This is a genomic window from Hymenobacter sedentarius (genome assembly GCF_001507645.1).
Lineage (GTDB): Bacteria > Bacteroidota > Bacteroidia > Cytophagales > Hymenobacteraceae > Hymenobacter > Hymenobacter sedentarius.
Map to the genome: position 1 here is coordinate 2034077 of NZ_CP013909.1, position 15935 is coordinate 2050011.

A 15935-nucleotide genomic window follows, 5' to 3' on the forward strand; every position below is an offset into this window, starting at 1 on the left:
GCTGTGCCGTACCTTCGCGCCGCGAACAATCACCGAATATCTGGCTCTATGAATCAATACGACGTCACCGTCATCGGCTCCGGCCCGGGGGGCTACGTGGCCGCCATCCGCTGCGCCCAACTTGGCCTCAAAACGGCCATCATTGAGAAATACTCCACCCTGGGCGGCACCTGCCTCAACGTGGGCTGCATTCCCAGCAAGGCGCTGCTCGACTCGTCGGAGCACTACCACAATGCCCATTCGGTGTTTGCGGAGCACGGCATTGGCCTCGACAACCTGACGGTGGACATGAACCGCATGATTGACCGCAAGGCCGGCGTGGTGAAGGCCAACGTCGATGGCATCGCCTACCTGATGAAGAAGAACAAAATCGACGTCCTCACCGGCGTCGGCTCGTTCGTGGATAAAACGCACCTCAGCATCGCCCCCACCGCGGGCGGCGAGGCCCAGCAGATTGAAACCAAAAACGTCATCATCGCCACCGGCTCCAAGCCCACGGTGCTGCCGTTCATCGCCCAGGACAAGGAGCGCATCATCACCAGCACCGAGGCCCTGAACATCCGCGAAGTGCCCAAGCACATGATTGTGATTGGCGGCGGCGTGATTGGGCTGGAAATGGCCTCCGTGTACGCCCGCCTCGGCGCCAAAGTATCGGTCATTGAATTCCTCGATTCGCTCATCCCGACCATGGACCGCGGCCTAGGCAAGGAGCTGAAGCGCGTGCTGGGCAAAATCGGCATCGAGTTTTTCCTGAGCCACAAAGTGACCGGCGCCACCCGCGAAGGCGACACCGTGACCGTGACCGCCACCAACCCGAAAGGGGAGGAGGTGAAGTTTGAAGGCGACTACTGCCTCGTGGCCGTGGGCCGCGTGCCTTACACCGCCGGCCTCAACCTGGAAGCTGCCGGCGTGCAGATGGAAGAGCGCGGCCGCATCAAGGTCGACGAGCACCTGCAAACCAACGTGCCCGGCATCTACGCCATCGGGGACGTGATTCGGGGCGCCATGCTGGCCCACAAGGCCGAGGAAGAAGGCGTGTTTGTGGCCGAAACTATCGTGGGCCAGAAGCCGCACATCAACTACCTGCTCATCCCCGGCGTGGTGTACACCTGGCCCGAAGTGGCGGGCGTGGGCTACACCGAGGAGCAGCTCAAGGAGCAGGGTAAGGCCTACAAGGTGGGCTCCTTCCCCTTCAAAGCCAGCGGCCGCGCCCGCGCCAGTGGCGACACCGACGGCTTCGTGAAGGTGCTGGCCGACAAAACCACCGACGAAATCCTGGGCGTGCACATGATTGGCCCGCGCATCGCCGACCTCATCGCCGAAGCCGTGACCGCCATGGAGTTCCGCGCCTCCGCCGAGGACGTGGCCCGCATGAGCCACTCGCACCCCACCTACGCCGAGGCCATGAAAGAAGCGTGTTTGGCAGCTACGGAGAACCGGGCCATTCACATGTAATTATGTCCTGCCCTGCGGCATAAACGCAAAAGAGGCTGAAGCTCCCGGAGCTTCAGCCTCTTTTGCGTTTATGCATATCCTATCATGTGTTACTTTACAAGATTCTGATAAATATTTCTATATTGGATTCGTTTGCTTAAAGTATGAGTGTCTAGTCTCCTATAATGAATATATCAAGTTTGCCCTCTTTATCATGACGAACTACAATGGTATTGTTCCGACTGCGAGAAGTGAGTTTGTCTATCGGCACTTCTTCGAGCTCCTTAATGATGATTTCAAACTTCTGTGCCCTGGTTACTACATATAGATTAAATGCCACGCCGTCTTTGGATGTCATGTCCTTGTTAATGCAGACATTCGTAACACCTATCCCCTTTTTTTTGAGGGATTGAATAACCGGCTTGATATAGTTATAAGAACTAGTAATAGCTTCAGTAACAACATAGTCACGCACAAGTGTAACAAGGGAGAAGTCGTTAAATACTACCTGTACCAAGTCATTGAAAGCACTCTTGGTCTCTAGTTGAACTACTTCGGTTTCATCAGATATCACTAACCCCTGAAGTTCCTCGATGTCTTCAGCCGACAAACGCACTCCACTAATTAGTAACTCATTTTTCCTGGACATATCAAAGGGCTTTAGTTGACAAGTACCGCAAAGCTATTCGAACCCATCGGGGCATTGGGGAAGTAGCTTGTAAAAGGAGATGCTTTTGATACTCCTCTAAAACTTAGGGTCGATGCCAATAAGCTGCTTAAGTACGGGCCTGTACTTTTAGGCGCTAGCCACCTTCTCCAGTACCTTAGCCCAGTGACGAAAGCCGACCACATAGCCTATTGGATGAATGCCGCCGACCAGAACTGGCAGGAGGTTGGCACCATGTTCACGGCCGGCACCTATGTGCCTTGTCTGTTCTGGGCGCACCTGACCATCGAAAAGCTGGCCAAGGCACTGTGGGTGAAGGACAACGCCGGTGATACGCCGCCCTTTACGCATAATATTGCTCGGCTACTGGCAGATACGACCTTGGTATTGACGCCGACCCAGGCCACGTTTGCGCAGCAATTGAATACTTTCCAATTAGAAGGACGTTATGAGAGCTACACGGCCAATCTGCGCCAGCAAGCTACCAAAGACTTTACCCAATCGGTACTGCAAGACGTAACCGACCTCCGCCAATGTTTACTCAATCAGCTGTCCTAGAACGGGTCAAAGCATTTGCCGAAAGCATCCGCGGCCAGCATATCTCGCTGCGGAAAGTGATTTTATTCGGCTCTTACGCCCGCAACGAGCAGCGCCAATTTTCGGATATCGATGTGGCCTTAGTAGCCGATGAGTTCACCGGATTCGGGTTTCAAGACGTTGGGCTAATCAGCAACGCCATTATTCAAAAGCAGTTTGTGGATATCGAGCCGCACACATTCTCACCAGAACAGTTCACCGACTGGAACCCGTTTGTGCAGGAAATTTTGCGCACCGGCATCGTGGTAGGCGAGTGGGGGCCAGCTCCGCAGAATCAGTCCATGCATATGTAGTTCACTGCCCTGCGGCAGCCTTTTTGCGTTTCCGCCTTAGCGACGCTAACTAGTGGCCATAGCTCACCACGCGCGTAATCTTCCACGTGTCTTCCTGGCGCTGCCACAGCATCACGAATTTGAAATTGCCGCAATCGTCGCAGCCATTTTCAACGTGGCAAAACCGGTGGATTCCAATGTGTATGGCCCCGTAGTCTTTGATAGGATAAACCTCCAGGCTGCCTGGCACCAGCGTGCGGGTAATGTCGGGGGGTTGGGCAAACATGCGCACAAACCCTTCCTTGGTTTGGCTGAAGTTGCTGAGGCCGCCTTTGTCGTGGTAGAATTCTAGGTTTTCGGCAAAGTAGGACATGAGCTTGTCGACGTCCTTGGCATTGAAGGCGGCAAACATCTCTACGTCGAGCTTGGCTACTTGTTGGTACAGCTCATCTTTGGCCACTGGCTGTGGAGCCGGAGCTACCGTTGGCTGGGGTGGCTGGGCAGTCCCCTTCTTATGCCGGCTGCTTTGGCCGTAAACTGTGCCGCTGGCACAGGCAAAAAGCAGCAAAAAGGCTACGATTGTGCTTCGCATAAAAAAGGTCAAGACTAGTGGTTGAGCTGAATAACTGGCTCCATAAGGGGTGAACGGAGTAGTAATGAAAGATAATAGTATACCCACAGGATAGGTACTTCATTCGAAAACCACTGCACCCGACTGCATACACCATCCGTTTCCCCCAAACTGTTGAATGTGATGAATGGGCCATTCAACGGTTGATTGCTACAAACTAAAAAGAGGCAGCAACTCCTGCTGGAGCTGCTGCCTCTTCTGATATTGAGCTACCGGCTTAGAAGGCCAAAACTCCTTCTTTGGGGTCGGGGCCGTATTCGTTATCGTCGCGGGTGCCTTCGGTGCAGAAAAGCACCAGCAACCAGATAGCGCCGACCAGCGGCACCAGCGCGATGAACATAAACCAGCCGCTCTTGCCCACATCGTGCAGCCTTCTAATGCCCACAGCCAGACTGGGAATGAGCAAAGCGAGAGCGTACAGACCAGAGATAGCGCCGCTGCCAGCGCCAGCAAACACGTAGTCGGCTACTCCAGCTACCAGGGAAAAAAGAATGTTAAACAAGACAAACATCCAGTACTCTCTCCGGCGAGCGCGGCCGCTAAAGACGGCGTAGTTTCTTAGGGCTTGTAAAAAGTATTCCATTCACAAATTGGGCTAACGTTCCTACTCGTGAGGCTTTTCGGCGACGCCCCGTTTTTTTGAGTGGGGTCTGGGCTCCACTGGCTGTCACCGTTCAATAGCGCTGGCAAAAGGGGTAGTGCTTTAAACTGGCGACTAAACAGCGGGCAAGATAGAGCTTGATTTCAATATTTACCTATTGCTTAAAAAATCGCGGTAACTGATACTATTTGCTTGGCATTATCCACGAAAAAAGTTGTTTCGGACGAAGCCAGGGCGACTTTCCTGACAGAAGCAGTAGAAACGGCCAGTGGCCCAAACGGCCGCCGGGCCCCGCTTGGTAACGTAATGAATGAAAGCCTATTAAGCCTATAATTCATGCTAGCAATGCACTCCGAACCCACTTATCTGACGGCGCGCATGGCCGCGCCCATGATTGAAGCCCACTTTGCGCGGCACCGGGCGGCTATTTCGGAAAAGGTACACCGGCTGGCGCCGCCACCCGAAAGCCATTGCGTGGAAGCCATCATCGACGTGGCTTTCTGGGCCAGCTTGCGCCGGGAAGAGGGGCACCTGCCCCGCATATCGTTGGCGCTGCTGCCGCCCGAGCACGCCCGGCAGCCGCTGATGCTGGGCCAGCGCCGCCGCCTCACGCCCTACAACCTGCTGAAGCTGGCGCCCGCCGTCGAGCAGCCCGGCATCCACCTGGGCGTGTGGCACGACGCCGAGGGGCTTCACGTCTGGGGCACGGCCACCAGCATTCCGCCGCTGTGCTTTGTGCTGGAAGTGGTAGAAGCCGGCCTGCTGGTGGTGAAGCACTCCCGCGCCGGCGGGCTTGGCAAGTACGTGAACGTGGCCGTGCTGCGCGGCGACCGGCTGCAGCTCGTGGACGAAGGCAACGTGGGCCTGAGCGACTGCCCCGCCCTGCAGGCTTTCTTGCCCGGCCGCAGCCTGCCCACCGGCAGCGGCGAAATCGACCACGTGCTGCTGGGGCTGGCGGCCGCCATGCGCGCCCACGGCCGTGGCGGCCTGGTGCTGGTGGTGCCGCCCGGCTCAAGCCAGTGGCAGGAGTCGGTGGTGCAACCCATTACCTACCTCGTCGACCCCGCCTACAAAAGCATCCGGGCCGGGCGCCCGGGGCCCGCCAGGCGGCGGCCCGACCAGCCGCGCCCCAACATCGGGGTGGTGGGCGGCTTCACGGCCATCGACGGGGCCACGGTGATTACGCAGGAGTACCACCTGCTGGCGTTCGGCGCCAAGGTAACCCGGGCCAAGGGCAGCAGCACCGTCGACAAGCTGGTGCTGACCAGGCCCGTGGTGGGCCGCGAGCCCGTGCACCTGCACCCGGCCCAATACGGCGGCACCCGGCACCTGGCCGCGGCCCAGTTCGTGCATGACCAGCACGACTCCCTGGCCCTGGTGGCTTCCCAAGACGGCTTTTTTACCGTGTTCGCGTGGTCCGAAGCCCTGCAAATGGTGCACGCCCACCGGATAGACGTGCTGCTGTTGTAGCACCCGCTGCTTTGGTGTCCGGAATCTGGTGGTGACCAACCTCGGTGCAGCAACCGTGGGGTATTTTATCTGGAAAACCCAGCCCAAGCAACTGAACAGTAGCCACCCTAACGGTGCTTTTGAAAGGAGGTGCCCTGACAAAAGCAAAACCTTCTGCGCACGCCTTGCGAATACCATGGTGCGCCGGGCCCAAGTGCCCACGGGTGCTGCATTGCCCAGCGCATTAGATCTTTACTTCACTTGGCACTGTACTTCACTCTCCACGACTATGGGCAAAGGCAAAAAGAAGAACTCGAAAAAAGACCAGGTTGCGGACGATTTGCTGGACGCCGCGGCCCTGTCGGTCAAGAAGTTTCGCAAGGTCACGAAGCAGATAACCAAGCTGAGCACTGGCCAGAAGATTGTGGGTGGCATTGTGCTGATTGCCGCGGGCCTTACCTATCTGGCCAAGCAGGACTTCGACGCCGACGAAACCCCGGCTCCGGAAGCTCATGGCCACGACCACGCGCTAGCCCACCACCACAAAGACAAGCCCTTCGCGGTAGAAGAGCATGCGGCGTCCGATGAGGCAGGCCATGCCCCCCGAAAAACCAGAAAAAGCATCGCGGCCAAGCACGAAAGCTAACCCTTTTAAACTCCATCGCCTGCGCTTTGCCGTTTCACCAGCCCCGCGCACCGGGCATTGGGCCCCGATGCGCACTTCATAACCCGTCATCTTTCACTTCAACAAAACGCCATGAAAAAGACTAAAAAAGCCAAAGCGGCGAAGAAGCGCACCTTGCTGGGCGGCGCTACCAAATCCCTCAAAAAATTGGGCAAAGGCACGGCCAACGGCATTGGCGGGCTCAGCACGACCAAGAAAATAGTTGGCGGCGCGGCCCTGCTGGCCCTGGGCTGGAACTACCTCAGCAAGCGCCGCAACAAGAAGACCACCAATGCCAATGCGACCGCCGCCGAGATGCACCTGAATGCGATGGACGGAAACGAAGAGAACCAGGCCTAGTGCAAGGTAAGCTCCTGCAGTGGGTTGATTGAAAACGAAAAGCGGCGGATGCTCATTGAGCATCCGCCGCTTTTTCAGTTTTATGTAGGGCGAACTAGGCAGCGGGCGCGGCCGGCGCCGGGGGCGGCGTCGCGCTGGCAATTTTCACGCGCACGGCGTTGGGGCCTTTGGGGCCCATCTCCACTTCAAACGTTACTTTGTCGTTTTCGCCGATGGGGCCGCCGGCCAGGCCGTTGGCGTGCACGAAAATGCTCTCCTGCGTCTGCTGGTCCTTGATAAAGCCGTAGCCTTTCGATTCGTTGAAGAAGCTCACGATGCCGGTACGCACCGGGTCCACGTCGTCTTCGGCCGTGCGCCGGGCCACCCCAATCTGAATATCCTCGTCTTTGATGATGCGCTTCTTCTTGGGGTCGGGCGGAGTAGCGGAGATGTTGCCATCTTCGTCTACGTACGCCAACATGTCTTCCAGCGGCTGGCCCGATTTGGCGTTGGCCTGGCGCTCCGCTTTGCGCTCTTCCTTCTCGGTCTTCTTCTTGGCCCGCTTTTTCTCGTTGTCCTTTTTACCAAAAGTCTCTTGTGACCTACCCATAGTTTTGTGCTGCTAAATCGTTGTATCTGTTTTTCCTAATCGAAGTAGACGGACAAAACAGAGGAGTGGATTGCGACGAAGATACGCAATATTAAGGCGCCTTCACCGGCCCAGCTAGCTAATATTCGCCCACCGTTCCGCTTGCCACGCGGCTTGTTGCGCCGGCGTGAGAAAAGTCCAGGCCACGAGCCGGCTTTTTTTCTGCCCCTGGGCCATGTCGATGGTGCGCACGGCGGTGGCGCCGGCCGTTTTTAGGGCCCGGTACACGCCCGGCAACGTTTCTTTTTTCGAAACCAATGACGTGTACCAGTAGCAGGAGCGGGGCCGCCGGCCGCTTTCCTGCACCATGCGCCGAATGAAGGAAGCCTCGCCGCCTTCGCACCACAGCTCGTTGTTTTGCCCGCCAAAGTTCAGGGCCGGCCGGGGCCCGCGCGCGGTGCCCAGGTTGCTGGTTTTGCGTTGGCTGCCGGCTGCCGCCGCCGCGGCCGAGGCATGAAACGGCGGGTTGCACATGGTGAGGTCAAACAACTCGCCGGCTTGGATGAGGCCATCGAAAATGCGGGTGCGGGCGGGTTGCAGCCGGCACTCGATGGCGCCAGCCAGGCCGGGGTTGGCTGCCTCAATCTGCTGGGCGGCGCGCACGGCCACGCCGTCCACATCGGAACCCACGAAGTGCCAGCCGTACTCGCGCCGCCCGATGATGGGGTAAATGCAGTTGGCGCCCACGCCCACGTCGAGCACCGTGATTTCTTCGCCGGGTGGCAGGGTGCCGCCGTTGCTTTCGGCCAGTAAATCGGCCAGGTAATGCACGTAGTCGGCCCGGCCGGGGATGGGCGGGCATAGGTAGCCCTTGGGAATGTCCCAGTACTCGATGCCGTAGAACTGCCGCAGCAGGGCCCGGTTCAGGGCCTTGACGGCGGCGGGGTTGGCAAAATCAATGGAGAGGTTGCCGTAGTGGTTGGGCTGCACGAAAGCGGCGAGCTCGGGGCTGCGCTGGGTCAGCTGCGGGAAATCGTAGGGCGCGCGGTGCGGGTTGCGCGGGTGCAGTTGGTCTTTTTCGGGAGCAGGAGCGGGGAGCGGGGGCTTCATAGGGCGGGGCGTTGGGACCGCAAAGGTACCGGCCCGGGCCGCCGCATGGGTGGGCCGGTGTTTCTCAAATGGTTTTATACAAGTACCACCCGTCGCCCAGCGACTTGAGCACGATGAGGCGGTCAGGGCTCATGGCCGGGAGCAGGGCGGCTTGCGGCTGGTAGAGCAGGCCCACGGTGCTGCTCACTTTGCCGCCGATGACGAACTCCAGGCAGCGCTCGCAGCCGGTTTGGCGGCGCGTTACCTGGGCCAGGTACAGCTTGCGGAGCAGGGCGTGTACGGCTGGGTCGGCGTTGGCGGCTTGCTCGGCGGTGGCAGCCGGCGCGGTGGGAGCGAAGTACTTGCCGGCTTGCACGAGGCGCAGGACTTTCTGGAAATCAGCCCGGTTGCGGGCAAAATGCGCGGCAATGTCGGCGTCGGCACTGGTCCAGAGCCGGAGGTTGCCCAGGGTGAAGGCGTGGCTGGCGTCGGGGTGCTTCTGGTCGTACTCGGCTACGGCGGCCGGGGGCATGGCCGCGAGCAGCTCCACCATGGGCGGCCCGAGGTGCGTCATGGCCAGGCTGCGAATGGCCAGCAGCTTCCAGGCCCCGGCTTCTTTGCCGAAATGCAGGTAAAAGTCTTTGCGGTCCAGTGAGTCGCGTAGCTCCACGGCCACCACCGCGGTAGTGGGGCCCTGCTGCACCAACTGGCACACGCGCTGCAGCCGCGCCGGAATCTGCTGGCCCAGGGTTTCGTGCTTGGCCTGGCCGGCGGCTTCGCAGCAGAGGTAGTCCTTCATGTCGGGCCAGCCGGCCGGGGCCACAAACTGCTCGGCAATCTGCAGGGGCTCGAGCGGCACCCAATTGCCGAGAACCACTTGCGGCAGCCACAAACACAGGACCAGGAAAAAGTGCTTCATAAGTAAACCTAACCCCAATACGCGCCGGTTTGATTCCGGCCGCACGCGGTATGACCGTAGTGGTGCGGCCTTCGCGTCTCGGTGTCCGCGCCGTTTGGGAATCGTGAAACCCTCCTCGTTCAACAACGCGACCCGGTGGGGGCGTCCTTACACCCTTACGAGTAAACTCAACCCCCTCTGCGCCGGGGCGCGGGTCCTTTGCTGCGCCCGCCGGCGCCGGTTTTGCCTGTGGAGGCGGGACGGCTGCCGGTGGCGCTGGGGCCCTTGCTCTTGGGCCGGGCCGCGCCGCCGGGGCTAGCCTTAGCCGGGCGCTTGCCGGAGCCAGGGGCCGCCGCTTTGTCGGGGCGGGGGCCCCACCAGCCGTTGGCGGAGGGGTTCTTTTGCGTGGGCGGGCCGGACTTGGGGCGCCGGTCGACGGCCGGGGTCTTGGGGGCGCGCTTCACGCCCGAGGCATCTTCGGTGCCGCTCGATTTTTCCACCATTTTCATGATGCCGGCCAACTCGGTTGGGGTGAGCTCGCGCCAGTCGCCCACAGGCAGGCCCTTCAGCGTCACGTTCATGATGCGCACGCGCTCTAGCTTGGTTACTTCGTAGCCGAAGTGCTCCACCATGCGGCGAATCTGGCGGTTGAGGCCCTGCACCAGCGTGATGCGGAAGATGTAGGGCGTCTCTTTCTGAATGAGGCAGGGCTTGGTGACGGTGCCCAGCATGGGAATGCCGTGGGCCATCTCGTCCAGCATCTGGTCGGAGAGGATGCGGTTCACGGTCACCACATATTCCTTCTCGTGCTTGTTGCCGGCGCGCAGGATTTTGTTCACGATGTCGCCGTCGCTGGTCAGAAATATCAGGCCCGAGGAGTCCTTGTCGAGCCGGCCGATGGGGAACACGCGGGCCGCATGGTTCACGTAGTCTACAATATTGCCGCGCACGCCGGGCTCTGAGGTGCTGGTGATGCCCACCGGCTTGTTGAAGGCCAGGTACACGGCGTCTTCGGCCTGCTTGGGCTCCAGCTTGTGGCCGTTCACGGTCACGCGGTCGCGGGCGCGCACTTGGTCGCCCACCCCGGCTGGCTTGCCGTTGATGAGCACCAAGCCCTGCTCGATGAAGCGGTCGGCTTCGCGGCGCGAGCACAGGCCGCTTTCGCTGATGAATTTATTGAGGCGGGTGGAGGAGGCAAGGGGCATCGGCGGACGGGGATAAGGCTAGCATAACGGGCTTCGGCCCGCAAGTTAGAAACTCCACCGCGGGCACTGCCCGGGCCCGGCTCGACAATAACCCCGCCCCACCCGGCCCGTTAGCCCAAGACACCCCTTCCCATCCTTATTGCTAACCCTCGCTATGGCAAACCAACCCACCACCCTGCCCCCGGAGCACCAAAACCAGCAACCTGGCGTCGAGGCCGAAATGACGCCCATGCCCATCTACATTCGCCCCAGCTACCGGGGCAGCGACAAGCTCCTGGGTAAAGTAGCACTCATCACGGGCGGCGACTCCGGCATAGGCCGGGCCGTGGCCGTGCACTACGCCCGCGAGGGGGCCGACGTGGCCATCACCTACCTGCCCCAGGAAGAGCAGGACGCCTACGACACCCGCCAGCTGTTGGAAGCCGAAGGCCGCCGCTGCCTCACGCTGCCCGGCGACCTGCGCGACCCCGGCTTCTGCCAGGACATTGTGGAGCGCACCGTGCAGGAGTTGGGCCGGCTCAATATCGTGGTGAACAACGCCGCCGAGCAATTCCCCAGCGCCGACCTGGCCGAGATATCCGACCAACAGTGGCGCGATACGTTCGACGTCAACTTCTTCTCGTTTGTGCGCGTGAGCCGGGCTGCGCTCAAGCACCTGAAAGCGGACGACTCCATCATCTGCACGTCCAGCATCAACGCCTACCGCGGCAACCAGCAACTGCTCGACTACTCGGCCACCAAGGGCGCCATCACGGTGTTTGTGCGCTCGCTGGCCCAGCAGCTGGCCGAGAAGAAAATCCGCGTCAATTCCGTGGCGCCCGGCCCCATCTGGACGCCGCTCATCCCGGCCAGCTTCCCGCCCGAGAAAGTGGGCACCTTCGGCAAAGACACCACCATGAAGCGCCCCGGCCAGCCCAGCGAAGTGGCCCCGGCCTACGTGTTTCTGGCCAGCGAAGACGCCTCGTACTTCACAGGCCAAACCCTGCACCCCAACGGCGGCGAAACCGTGAACACCTAAGGCCGCATCATCACGCTGCTTATAACCCCGGCCTAAACCCAGCCGTATCAGCGGGCAAGCACTGCAACATAGCGGTGTTTGCCCGCTTACTTTTTTTGCAGTTCATCATGAATATCAAATTCCTCGGCCTGCTGCTGGTAGCTGCCACCCTCGGCACCGCCGCTTGCCGCCAAGAGAAAAAAGTGGAAACCACCACGACCGCACCCGTCACCGATGCCAATAGCGGCGGCATGACGGCCGACACCATGGCCGCGCACGACGATGCCCGCCGCATGGCCGCCCGGGTCGCCGAAGACCTCAAGCTCACCGATACCGTGGTGGTGACCCGCATTGAAAGGACCTACTATACCCGCGGCCGCCGCCTCGGCGAACTGCAAACCCGCTACGCCAACGACACCCTGGGCCGCTACACCGCCGTGCGCCAGGTAAACGACCAGGCCGACGAGGAGGTGCGCACGGCGCTGAACAATCCCACGTATTACAACACCTACTCCGCCAACCGCGCCACCTATGGCGAAGGCCCGTATTCGTTGGCGCCGGCTCGGGTGGCTCCCATCCGCACGGGCACGGGCGTGCGCACGGGCAGCGTCGGGCAGGGCTCGGGCATCAAAAAACTGGAGAACCAGAACGACGGCGACCGCAAGACCAAGTACCTCAACGGCGCCAAAGTGAAAGTGAACGACGACGGCTCCCGCAAAATCAAAATGGCCGACGGCACGAAGGTGAAAATCGACGAAAACGGCCACCGGACCGTGAAGAAGGGCCTGTTCAAGTAAGCCCGTGTTTAGCATTGAAAAAGGCCCGTTCCTGAATAGGAACGGGCCTTTTTTGTGTTCTAACTAGCTGGGTCCGGAACGGTGGCCCGCTCCAGGGCGGGGCGGTCCCAGCACATTAGGTCGGCCGCGGCGGCGTAGGTGGTTTGCAGGAAATCGAGCACGGCAGCGGGTGGGTTGGCCACCCGGCGTGCGGCTTCGTAGGGCAGGGTTGCCGGAGTAGGCGTAGCTGTAGAAGGCAGCTTCCTGGCCATTGCCACCGGGCCACCAGCCGGCCGCGCTCTGCTCGGCAGCGTAAGACTCGGGCTTGCCCCAAATGGCTAGGTGCCGGATGCCCCCGGATATGGAGGCACCAGGTAGACGAAACATAGCGTCACTGCCAAAACACAGCTGCCATAGAAATGACCTCGCGCAAATCTGCAGTGTAGGACATGGAGCGGGTGGTAGGGCCACGGGGCGTTACGGAGAGCGGCACCTGCTACCAGTGGTTCAGCAGGGCAGAGGACCAAGCAGGTTTTGCCCACTACACTATCTGGGTCCACCGGTGCAGGGATTCGCGCGTGTCGGCCCAGGCGTCCGGGCAGGGCGGGCCTGTAGGCGGCCGAAGAGGCGCGGGGCATAACGGGGCAGGGCAAAATCCGCCCAGGCTCGCCTGGCCGGCGGTCCGCGGGCACCCTGAAGTTACGCGCCGCCGCTGATTATCCCAGGAAAAATCCAGCCGGCGCGGCGCCTGCCGGGCCTCGGCCGGCTGGCGCCTACCCGCCTTATTTCCGGCTACCAGCGCAGCGACCACGAGGCGCCCGTGAAGGGGCCGTAGTTGTAAGGTGAGAAGTTGCCCTGCCGGTACCAGGGCTTGCGCCGCGGCATGGTTTGGAAGCCGGAGCCGTGGGCGGCGGGGTCCAGCGGTGCCTCCACGCGGGTGCGGCCGTTGCGCACGGCAATTTTGGCAAACGCGTAGCCCAGGGCAATGCCGATGGGGTAGTCGCTGGCCCAGTGCACGCCGTTGTTGAGCATGGAGTAGCCCAACAGGCCCATCAGTGAGTAGCCCAGGGGGCGAATGAAGTGGTACTCGGGGTAATTGTCGGCGATGACCGTGATTGTGGCCATGGCCGTGGCCAGATGGCCGGTGGGGAAGGCATCGTAGTTGGGCACGAAGTGCTGGTAGCGGTCGTACGACGGAAACAGGTGCCACTCGCCGCGGTCTTTGGTGGCCACGTAGGGGCTCTGGCGGCCGGTGAGGCGCTTGAGCGTCTGGATGACCAGGCCGGTGCTGAAGATGGCCTCGCCGAGCTCGCTGGACGTGCGCAGGGCGCGGTTGTCTTTCTTAATGCCGCCGTAGATCCAGAAGCTGCTGGCCACGGTGAGGTGCGTCCAGCCGTCGCCGAGAAAGTAAAACGAGCTGTTCAGGTTGTCGGGCACGTTGAATTCGAACGGCAGGTTGGCGGTGCCGATGTGGAAGGGGATGTACACCAGCGTCTTCTGGGTGCTGGCTTCCTTCAGCCCCACATAGCGGCCGAACTGCTGCGCGGCATCCGTAATGGCCTGGTCAGCCGTCCACAGCACCAGGGAGCTCACGGCCAGGCCCATGAACGTGCGGGCGTTGTCTTTGCGGAACGCATAGCCGGGGAACTGGCCCAGGTCGCGCGGGATGTGCAGCAGCCAGCTAAACGGGCGGGGCTTCTCGTAGTGCCACGTCACGCCGGGCGCCACCGTGTAGTCAGAGATGCGGCCCTGCGCGTTCCGAGTATGCGGCCCCAGCGTATCGGCTGCGGCCAGCGGCACGGCAGACGCGGCCGGCGCGCCGGGGCGGTGGGCCTTGGCCAGGGTGGTATCCGCAGGAGCAGAGGCCGAGGTAGTGCTGGTGCAGGTGGTGTCCGGGTCGCCGGTGGTCAGGCGGGTTGAGCTGGCAAAACTGGGGGAGATAGAAAGCAGACTGAAAAAAAGCGCAACAAACAGCCGCATGGCGCAGCGAGGATAATAACAGTTCACGGAAAAAGTAACGGTAAATACAGCAGGCTGCCCCGGGATAAAACGTGGGGCGAGGGGTAGCAAAAGGGTTAAGATGGCGAGCCGGTGCTCGCAGGGCAAGACACAAAGGTAACACCGGCACGGCGCTGGCCGAATGCCCCGCCACTGCCACGCGCGCAGACGGCCCACGACCCGGAATATTGCAAGCCCGGCGTATCTTTAAGCGAGCCAGTACCGCGGTGGTTGGCCAGCTGCTCTTTTCTGCCTATGCAACCTGCTGTTTCACTGCCCTACTCTGTTCCCGCCGCGGCGGCTTCGCCGGAGCCGGCCAACGCATTCCAAGCCCAGTTTGATGCCCTGCGGCAGCAGGCGCCCGCGCTGCGCCGCCAAGACGTGGCCGCCCGCCGGGCCCGCCTGCAGCAGCTCAGCAACTGGCTGCACGCCAACCGCACGGCCATTCAGGACGCCCTGTACGCCGATTTCCGCAAGCCGGCGGCCGAAGCCGACATGACCGAAATCTGGACGTCGCTGGTGGAGCTGAAGCACACCGTGAAGCACCTGAAAAAGTGGATGGCGCCGCGCCGGGTGGGCGTATCGCTCGCGCTGCTGGGCACCCGCTCGTGGGTGCAGGTGGAGCCCAAGGGCGTGGTGCTCATCATCTCGCCCTGGAACTACCCGTTTTACCTGGCTGTGGGGCCGCTGATATCCGCCATTGCGGCCGGCAACGCGGTGGTCATCAAGCCCGCCGAGCAAACGCCCGCCACCTCGGCGCTGCTGCAGCGGCTGTGTGAAGACTTGTTTCAGCCCAACGAGGTGCTGCTGCTGCAGGGCGACAAGGAAGTGGCCACCGAGCTGCTCAAGCTGCCCTGGGACCACATTTTCTTCACCGGCAGCCCCGAGGTGGGCAAGATTGTGATGCGCGCCGCCGCCCGCCACCTCAGCGGCCTCACCCTGGAGCTGGGCGGCAAGAACCCCGCCGTGGTCGACGAAACGGCCAACCTGCGCGACGCGGCCGAGAAAATCGTGTGGGGCAAGTTCTTGAACAACGGCCAGACCTGCGTAGCGCCCGACTACCTGCTGGTGCAGGAAAGCGTGCAGCCGGCCCTGCTCACGGAGCTCGCCGCCGCCATTCAGCGGGCCTACAACCCGAACGGCGCCGGGATTCAGCAGTCGGACTCGCTGGCCCGGGTGGTGAACCAGCACCACTTCGCCCGCCTGGCCGGCCTGCTCGAAGACGCCCAGACCCGCGGCGCCACGGTGGTGGCCGGCGGCACCGTCGATGCCTCGCAGAACTACATCGAGCCCACTATTCTGACAAACGTGCCGGCTGGCGCACGCATTCTGGAAGAGGAGATTTTCGGCCCGCTCTTGCCCGTGCTCACCTTCCGGAACCTAAGCGAAACGGCCGAGTACATCAACGCCCGGCTCAAGCCCCTGGCCCAATACGTATTCTCGGGCAACGCCGAAAACCGCCGCTACCTGCTGGAAAATATATCCGCCGGTGGCGCGGGCGTCAACGAAACCGTGCTCCACTTCGCGCACCCTGAGCTGCCCACCGGCGGCGTGGGCAACAGCGGCCTGGGCAAGGCCCACGGCCACTCGGGCTTCTTGGCGTTCAGCAACGAAAAAGGGGTGATGCGCCAGCGCGTGGGCTTCACGGGCATCAAGGCCATGTACCCGCCCTACACCCCGCGGGTTCGTCAGCTAATATCCTTGTTGGTAAAGCATTTGTAACGCAGAC

Annotated in this window: 17 protein-coding genes and 1 pseudogene; 9 read left to right on the top strand and 9 right to left on the bottom strand. The window is 61.4% G+C overall.

Going from position 1 to position 15935, the window contains the following annotated elements; all coding sequences use genetic code 11:
- Positions 1-48: 48 nt before the first annotated feature.
- Positions 49-1455: a dihydrolipoyl dehydrogenase gene (lpdA, locus tag AUC43_RS08475; RefSeq protein WP_068191888.1), complete on the top strand. Its 1407-nt coding sequence runs from the start codon at positions 49-51 to the stop codon at positions 1453-1455.
- 151 nt (positions 1456-1606) lie between these two features.
- Here lpdA and AUC43_RS08480 read toward each other — a convergent pair whose 3' ends face one another.
- A complete protein-coding gene (locus AUC43_RS08480; protein ID WP_068191892.1) occupies positions 1607-2083 on the bottom strand; it encodes a hypothetical protein in 477 nt (158 codons plus the stop codon).
- 183 nt (positions 2084-2266) lie between these two features.
- Here AUC43_RS08480 and AUC43_RS08485 point away from each other — a divergent pair, with 183 nt between their 5' ends.
- Complete coding sequence (locus tag AUC43_RS08485) at positions 2267-2659, top strand: HEPN domain-containing protein (protein ID WP_068191894.1); 393 nt, start codon at positions 2267-2269, stop codon at positions 2657-2659.
- Entirely contained in the window at positions 2635-2991 is a 357-nt protein-coding gene (locus AUC43_RS08490; RefSeq protein WP_071885846.1) for a nucleotidyltransferase domain-containing protein, read from the top strand. The genes AUC43_RS08485 and AUC43_RS08490 overlap by 25 nt, the downstream gene beginning before the upstream one ends.
- A gap of 49 nt (positions 2992-3040) precedes the next feature.
- On the opposite strand, the gene AUC43_RS08495 is transcribed toward AUC43_RS08490, so the two are convergent.
- Both AUC43_RS08495 and AUC43_RS08500 read right to left on the bottom strand, forming a co-directional pair.
- The gene (locus AUC43_RS08495) at positions 3041-3430 is read right to left on the bottom strand and encodes a nuclear transport factor 2 family protein (RefSeq protein ID WP_071886061.1); all 390 of its coding nucleotides are present in this window, start codon (positions 3428-3430) and stop codon (positions 3041-3043) included.
- A 388-nt stretch (positions 3431-3818) separates the two neighbouring features.
- Positions 3819-4184, bottom strand: a complete 366-nt coding sequence (locus AUC43_RS08500) for a DUF805 domain-containing protein (RefSeq protein ID WP_068191900.1) — start codon at positions 4182-4184, stop codon at positions 3819-3821.
- 363 nt (positions 4185-4547) lie between these two features.
- Between AUC43_RS08500 and AUC43_RS08505 the strand changes: the two genes are divergently transcribed.
- From AUC43_RS08505 to AUC43_RS08515, 3 genes are all read left to right on the top strand, one after another.
- Positions 4548-5672, top strand: a complete 1125-nt coding sequence (locus tag AUC43_RS08505) for a putative sensor domain DACNV-containing protein (RefSeq protein ID WP_068191902.1) — start codon at positions 4548-4550, stop codon at positions 5670-5672.
- 268 nt (positions 5673-5940) lie between these two features.
- Positions 5941-6297: a hypothetical protein gene (locus AUC43_RS08510; protein WP_068191904.1), complete on the top strand. Its 357-nt coding sequence runs from the start codon at positions 5941-5943 to the stop codon at positions 6295-6297.
- A 111-nt stretch (positions 6298-6408) separates the two neighbouring features.
- Positions 6409-6675, top strand: a complete 267-nt coding sequence (locus AUC43_RS08515; protein WP_068191906.1) for a hypothetical protein — start codon at positions 6409-6411, stop codon at positions 6673-6675.
- A 94-nt stretch (positions 6676-6769) separates the two neighbouring features.
- Here AUC43_RS08515 and AUC43_RS08520 read toward each other — a convergent pair whose 3' ends face one another.
- The 4 genes from AUC43_RS08520 to rluF all read right to left on the bottom strand — a co-directional run bounded on the left by AUC43_RS08520 (position 6770) and on the right by rluF (position 10435).
- Complete coding sequence (locus AUC43_RS08520) at positions 6770-7264, bottom strand: cold-shock protein (RefSeq protein ID WP_068191908.1); 495 nt, start codon at positions 7262-7264, stop codon at positions 6770-6772.
- Positions 7265-7378: 114 nt separating this feature from the next.
- The gene (rlmF, locus tag AUC43_RS08525) at positions 7379-8353 is read right to left on the bottom strand and encodes a 23S rRNA (adenine(1618)-N(6))-methyltransferase RlmF (RefSeq protein WP_068191910.1); all 975 of its coding nucleotides are present in this window, start codon (positions 8351-8353) and stop codon (positions 7379-7381) included.
- 64 nt (positions 8354-8417) lie between these two features.
- On the bottom strand, positions 8418-9251 hold the full coding sequence (locus AUC43_RS08530) for a hypothetical protein (RefSeq protein WP_068191912.1): 834 nt from the start codon (positions 9249-9251) through the stop codon (positions 8418-8420).
- A gap of 167 nt (positions 9252-9418) precedes the next feature.
- Entirely contained in the window at positions 9419-10435 is a 1017-nt protein-coding gene (gene rluF, locus AUC43_RS08535; protein ID WP_068191914.1) for a 23S rRNA pseudouridine(2604) synthase RluF, read from the bottom strand.
- A gap of 154 nt (positions 10436-10589) precedes the next feature.
- Between rluF and AUC43_RS08540 the strand changes: the two genes are divergently transcribed.
- Entirely contained in the window at positions 10590-11453 is an 864-nt protein-coding gene (locus AUC43_RS08540) for an SDR family oxidoreductase (RefSeq protein ID WP_068191916.1), read from the top strand.
- 107 nt (positions 11454-11560) lie between these two features.
- Positions 11561-12229 (top strand): hypothetical protein, encoded by a 669-nt coding sequence (locus AUC43_RS08545; RefSeq protein ID WP_157780993.1) that lies wholly within the window; start codon positions 11561-11563, stop codon positions 12227-12229.
- A gap of 59 nt (positions 12230-12288) precedes the next feature.
- Here AUC43_RS08545 and AUC43_RS21930 read toward each other — a convergent pair.
- Positions 12289-12595: pseudogene (locus tag AUC43_RS21930) on the bottom strand (DUF5996 family protein).
- A gap of 405 nt (positions 12596-13000) precedes the next feature.
- Positions 13001-14188, bottom strand: a complete 1188-nt coding sequence (locus AUC43_RS08555) for a phosphatase PAP2 family protein (protein ID WP_068191922.1) — start codon at positions 14186-14188, stop codon at positions 13001-13003.
- A 273-nt stretch (positions 14189-14461) separates the two neighbouring features.
- On the opposite strand from AUC43_RS08555, the gene AUC43_RS08560 reads away from it, so the two are divergent.
- On the top strand, positions 14462-15928 hold the full coding sequence (locus AUC43_RS08560; RefSeq protein WP_071885847.1) for an aldehyde dehydrogenase family protein: 1467 nt from the start codon (positions 14462-14464) through the stop codon (positions 15926-15928).
- The last annotated feature ends 7 nt before the right edge of the window (positions 15929-15935 follow it).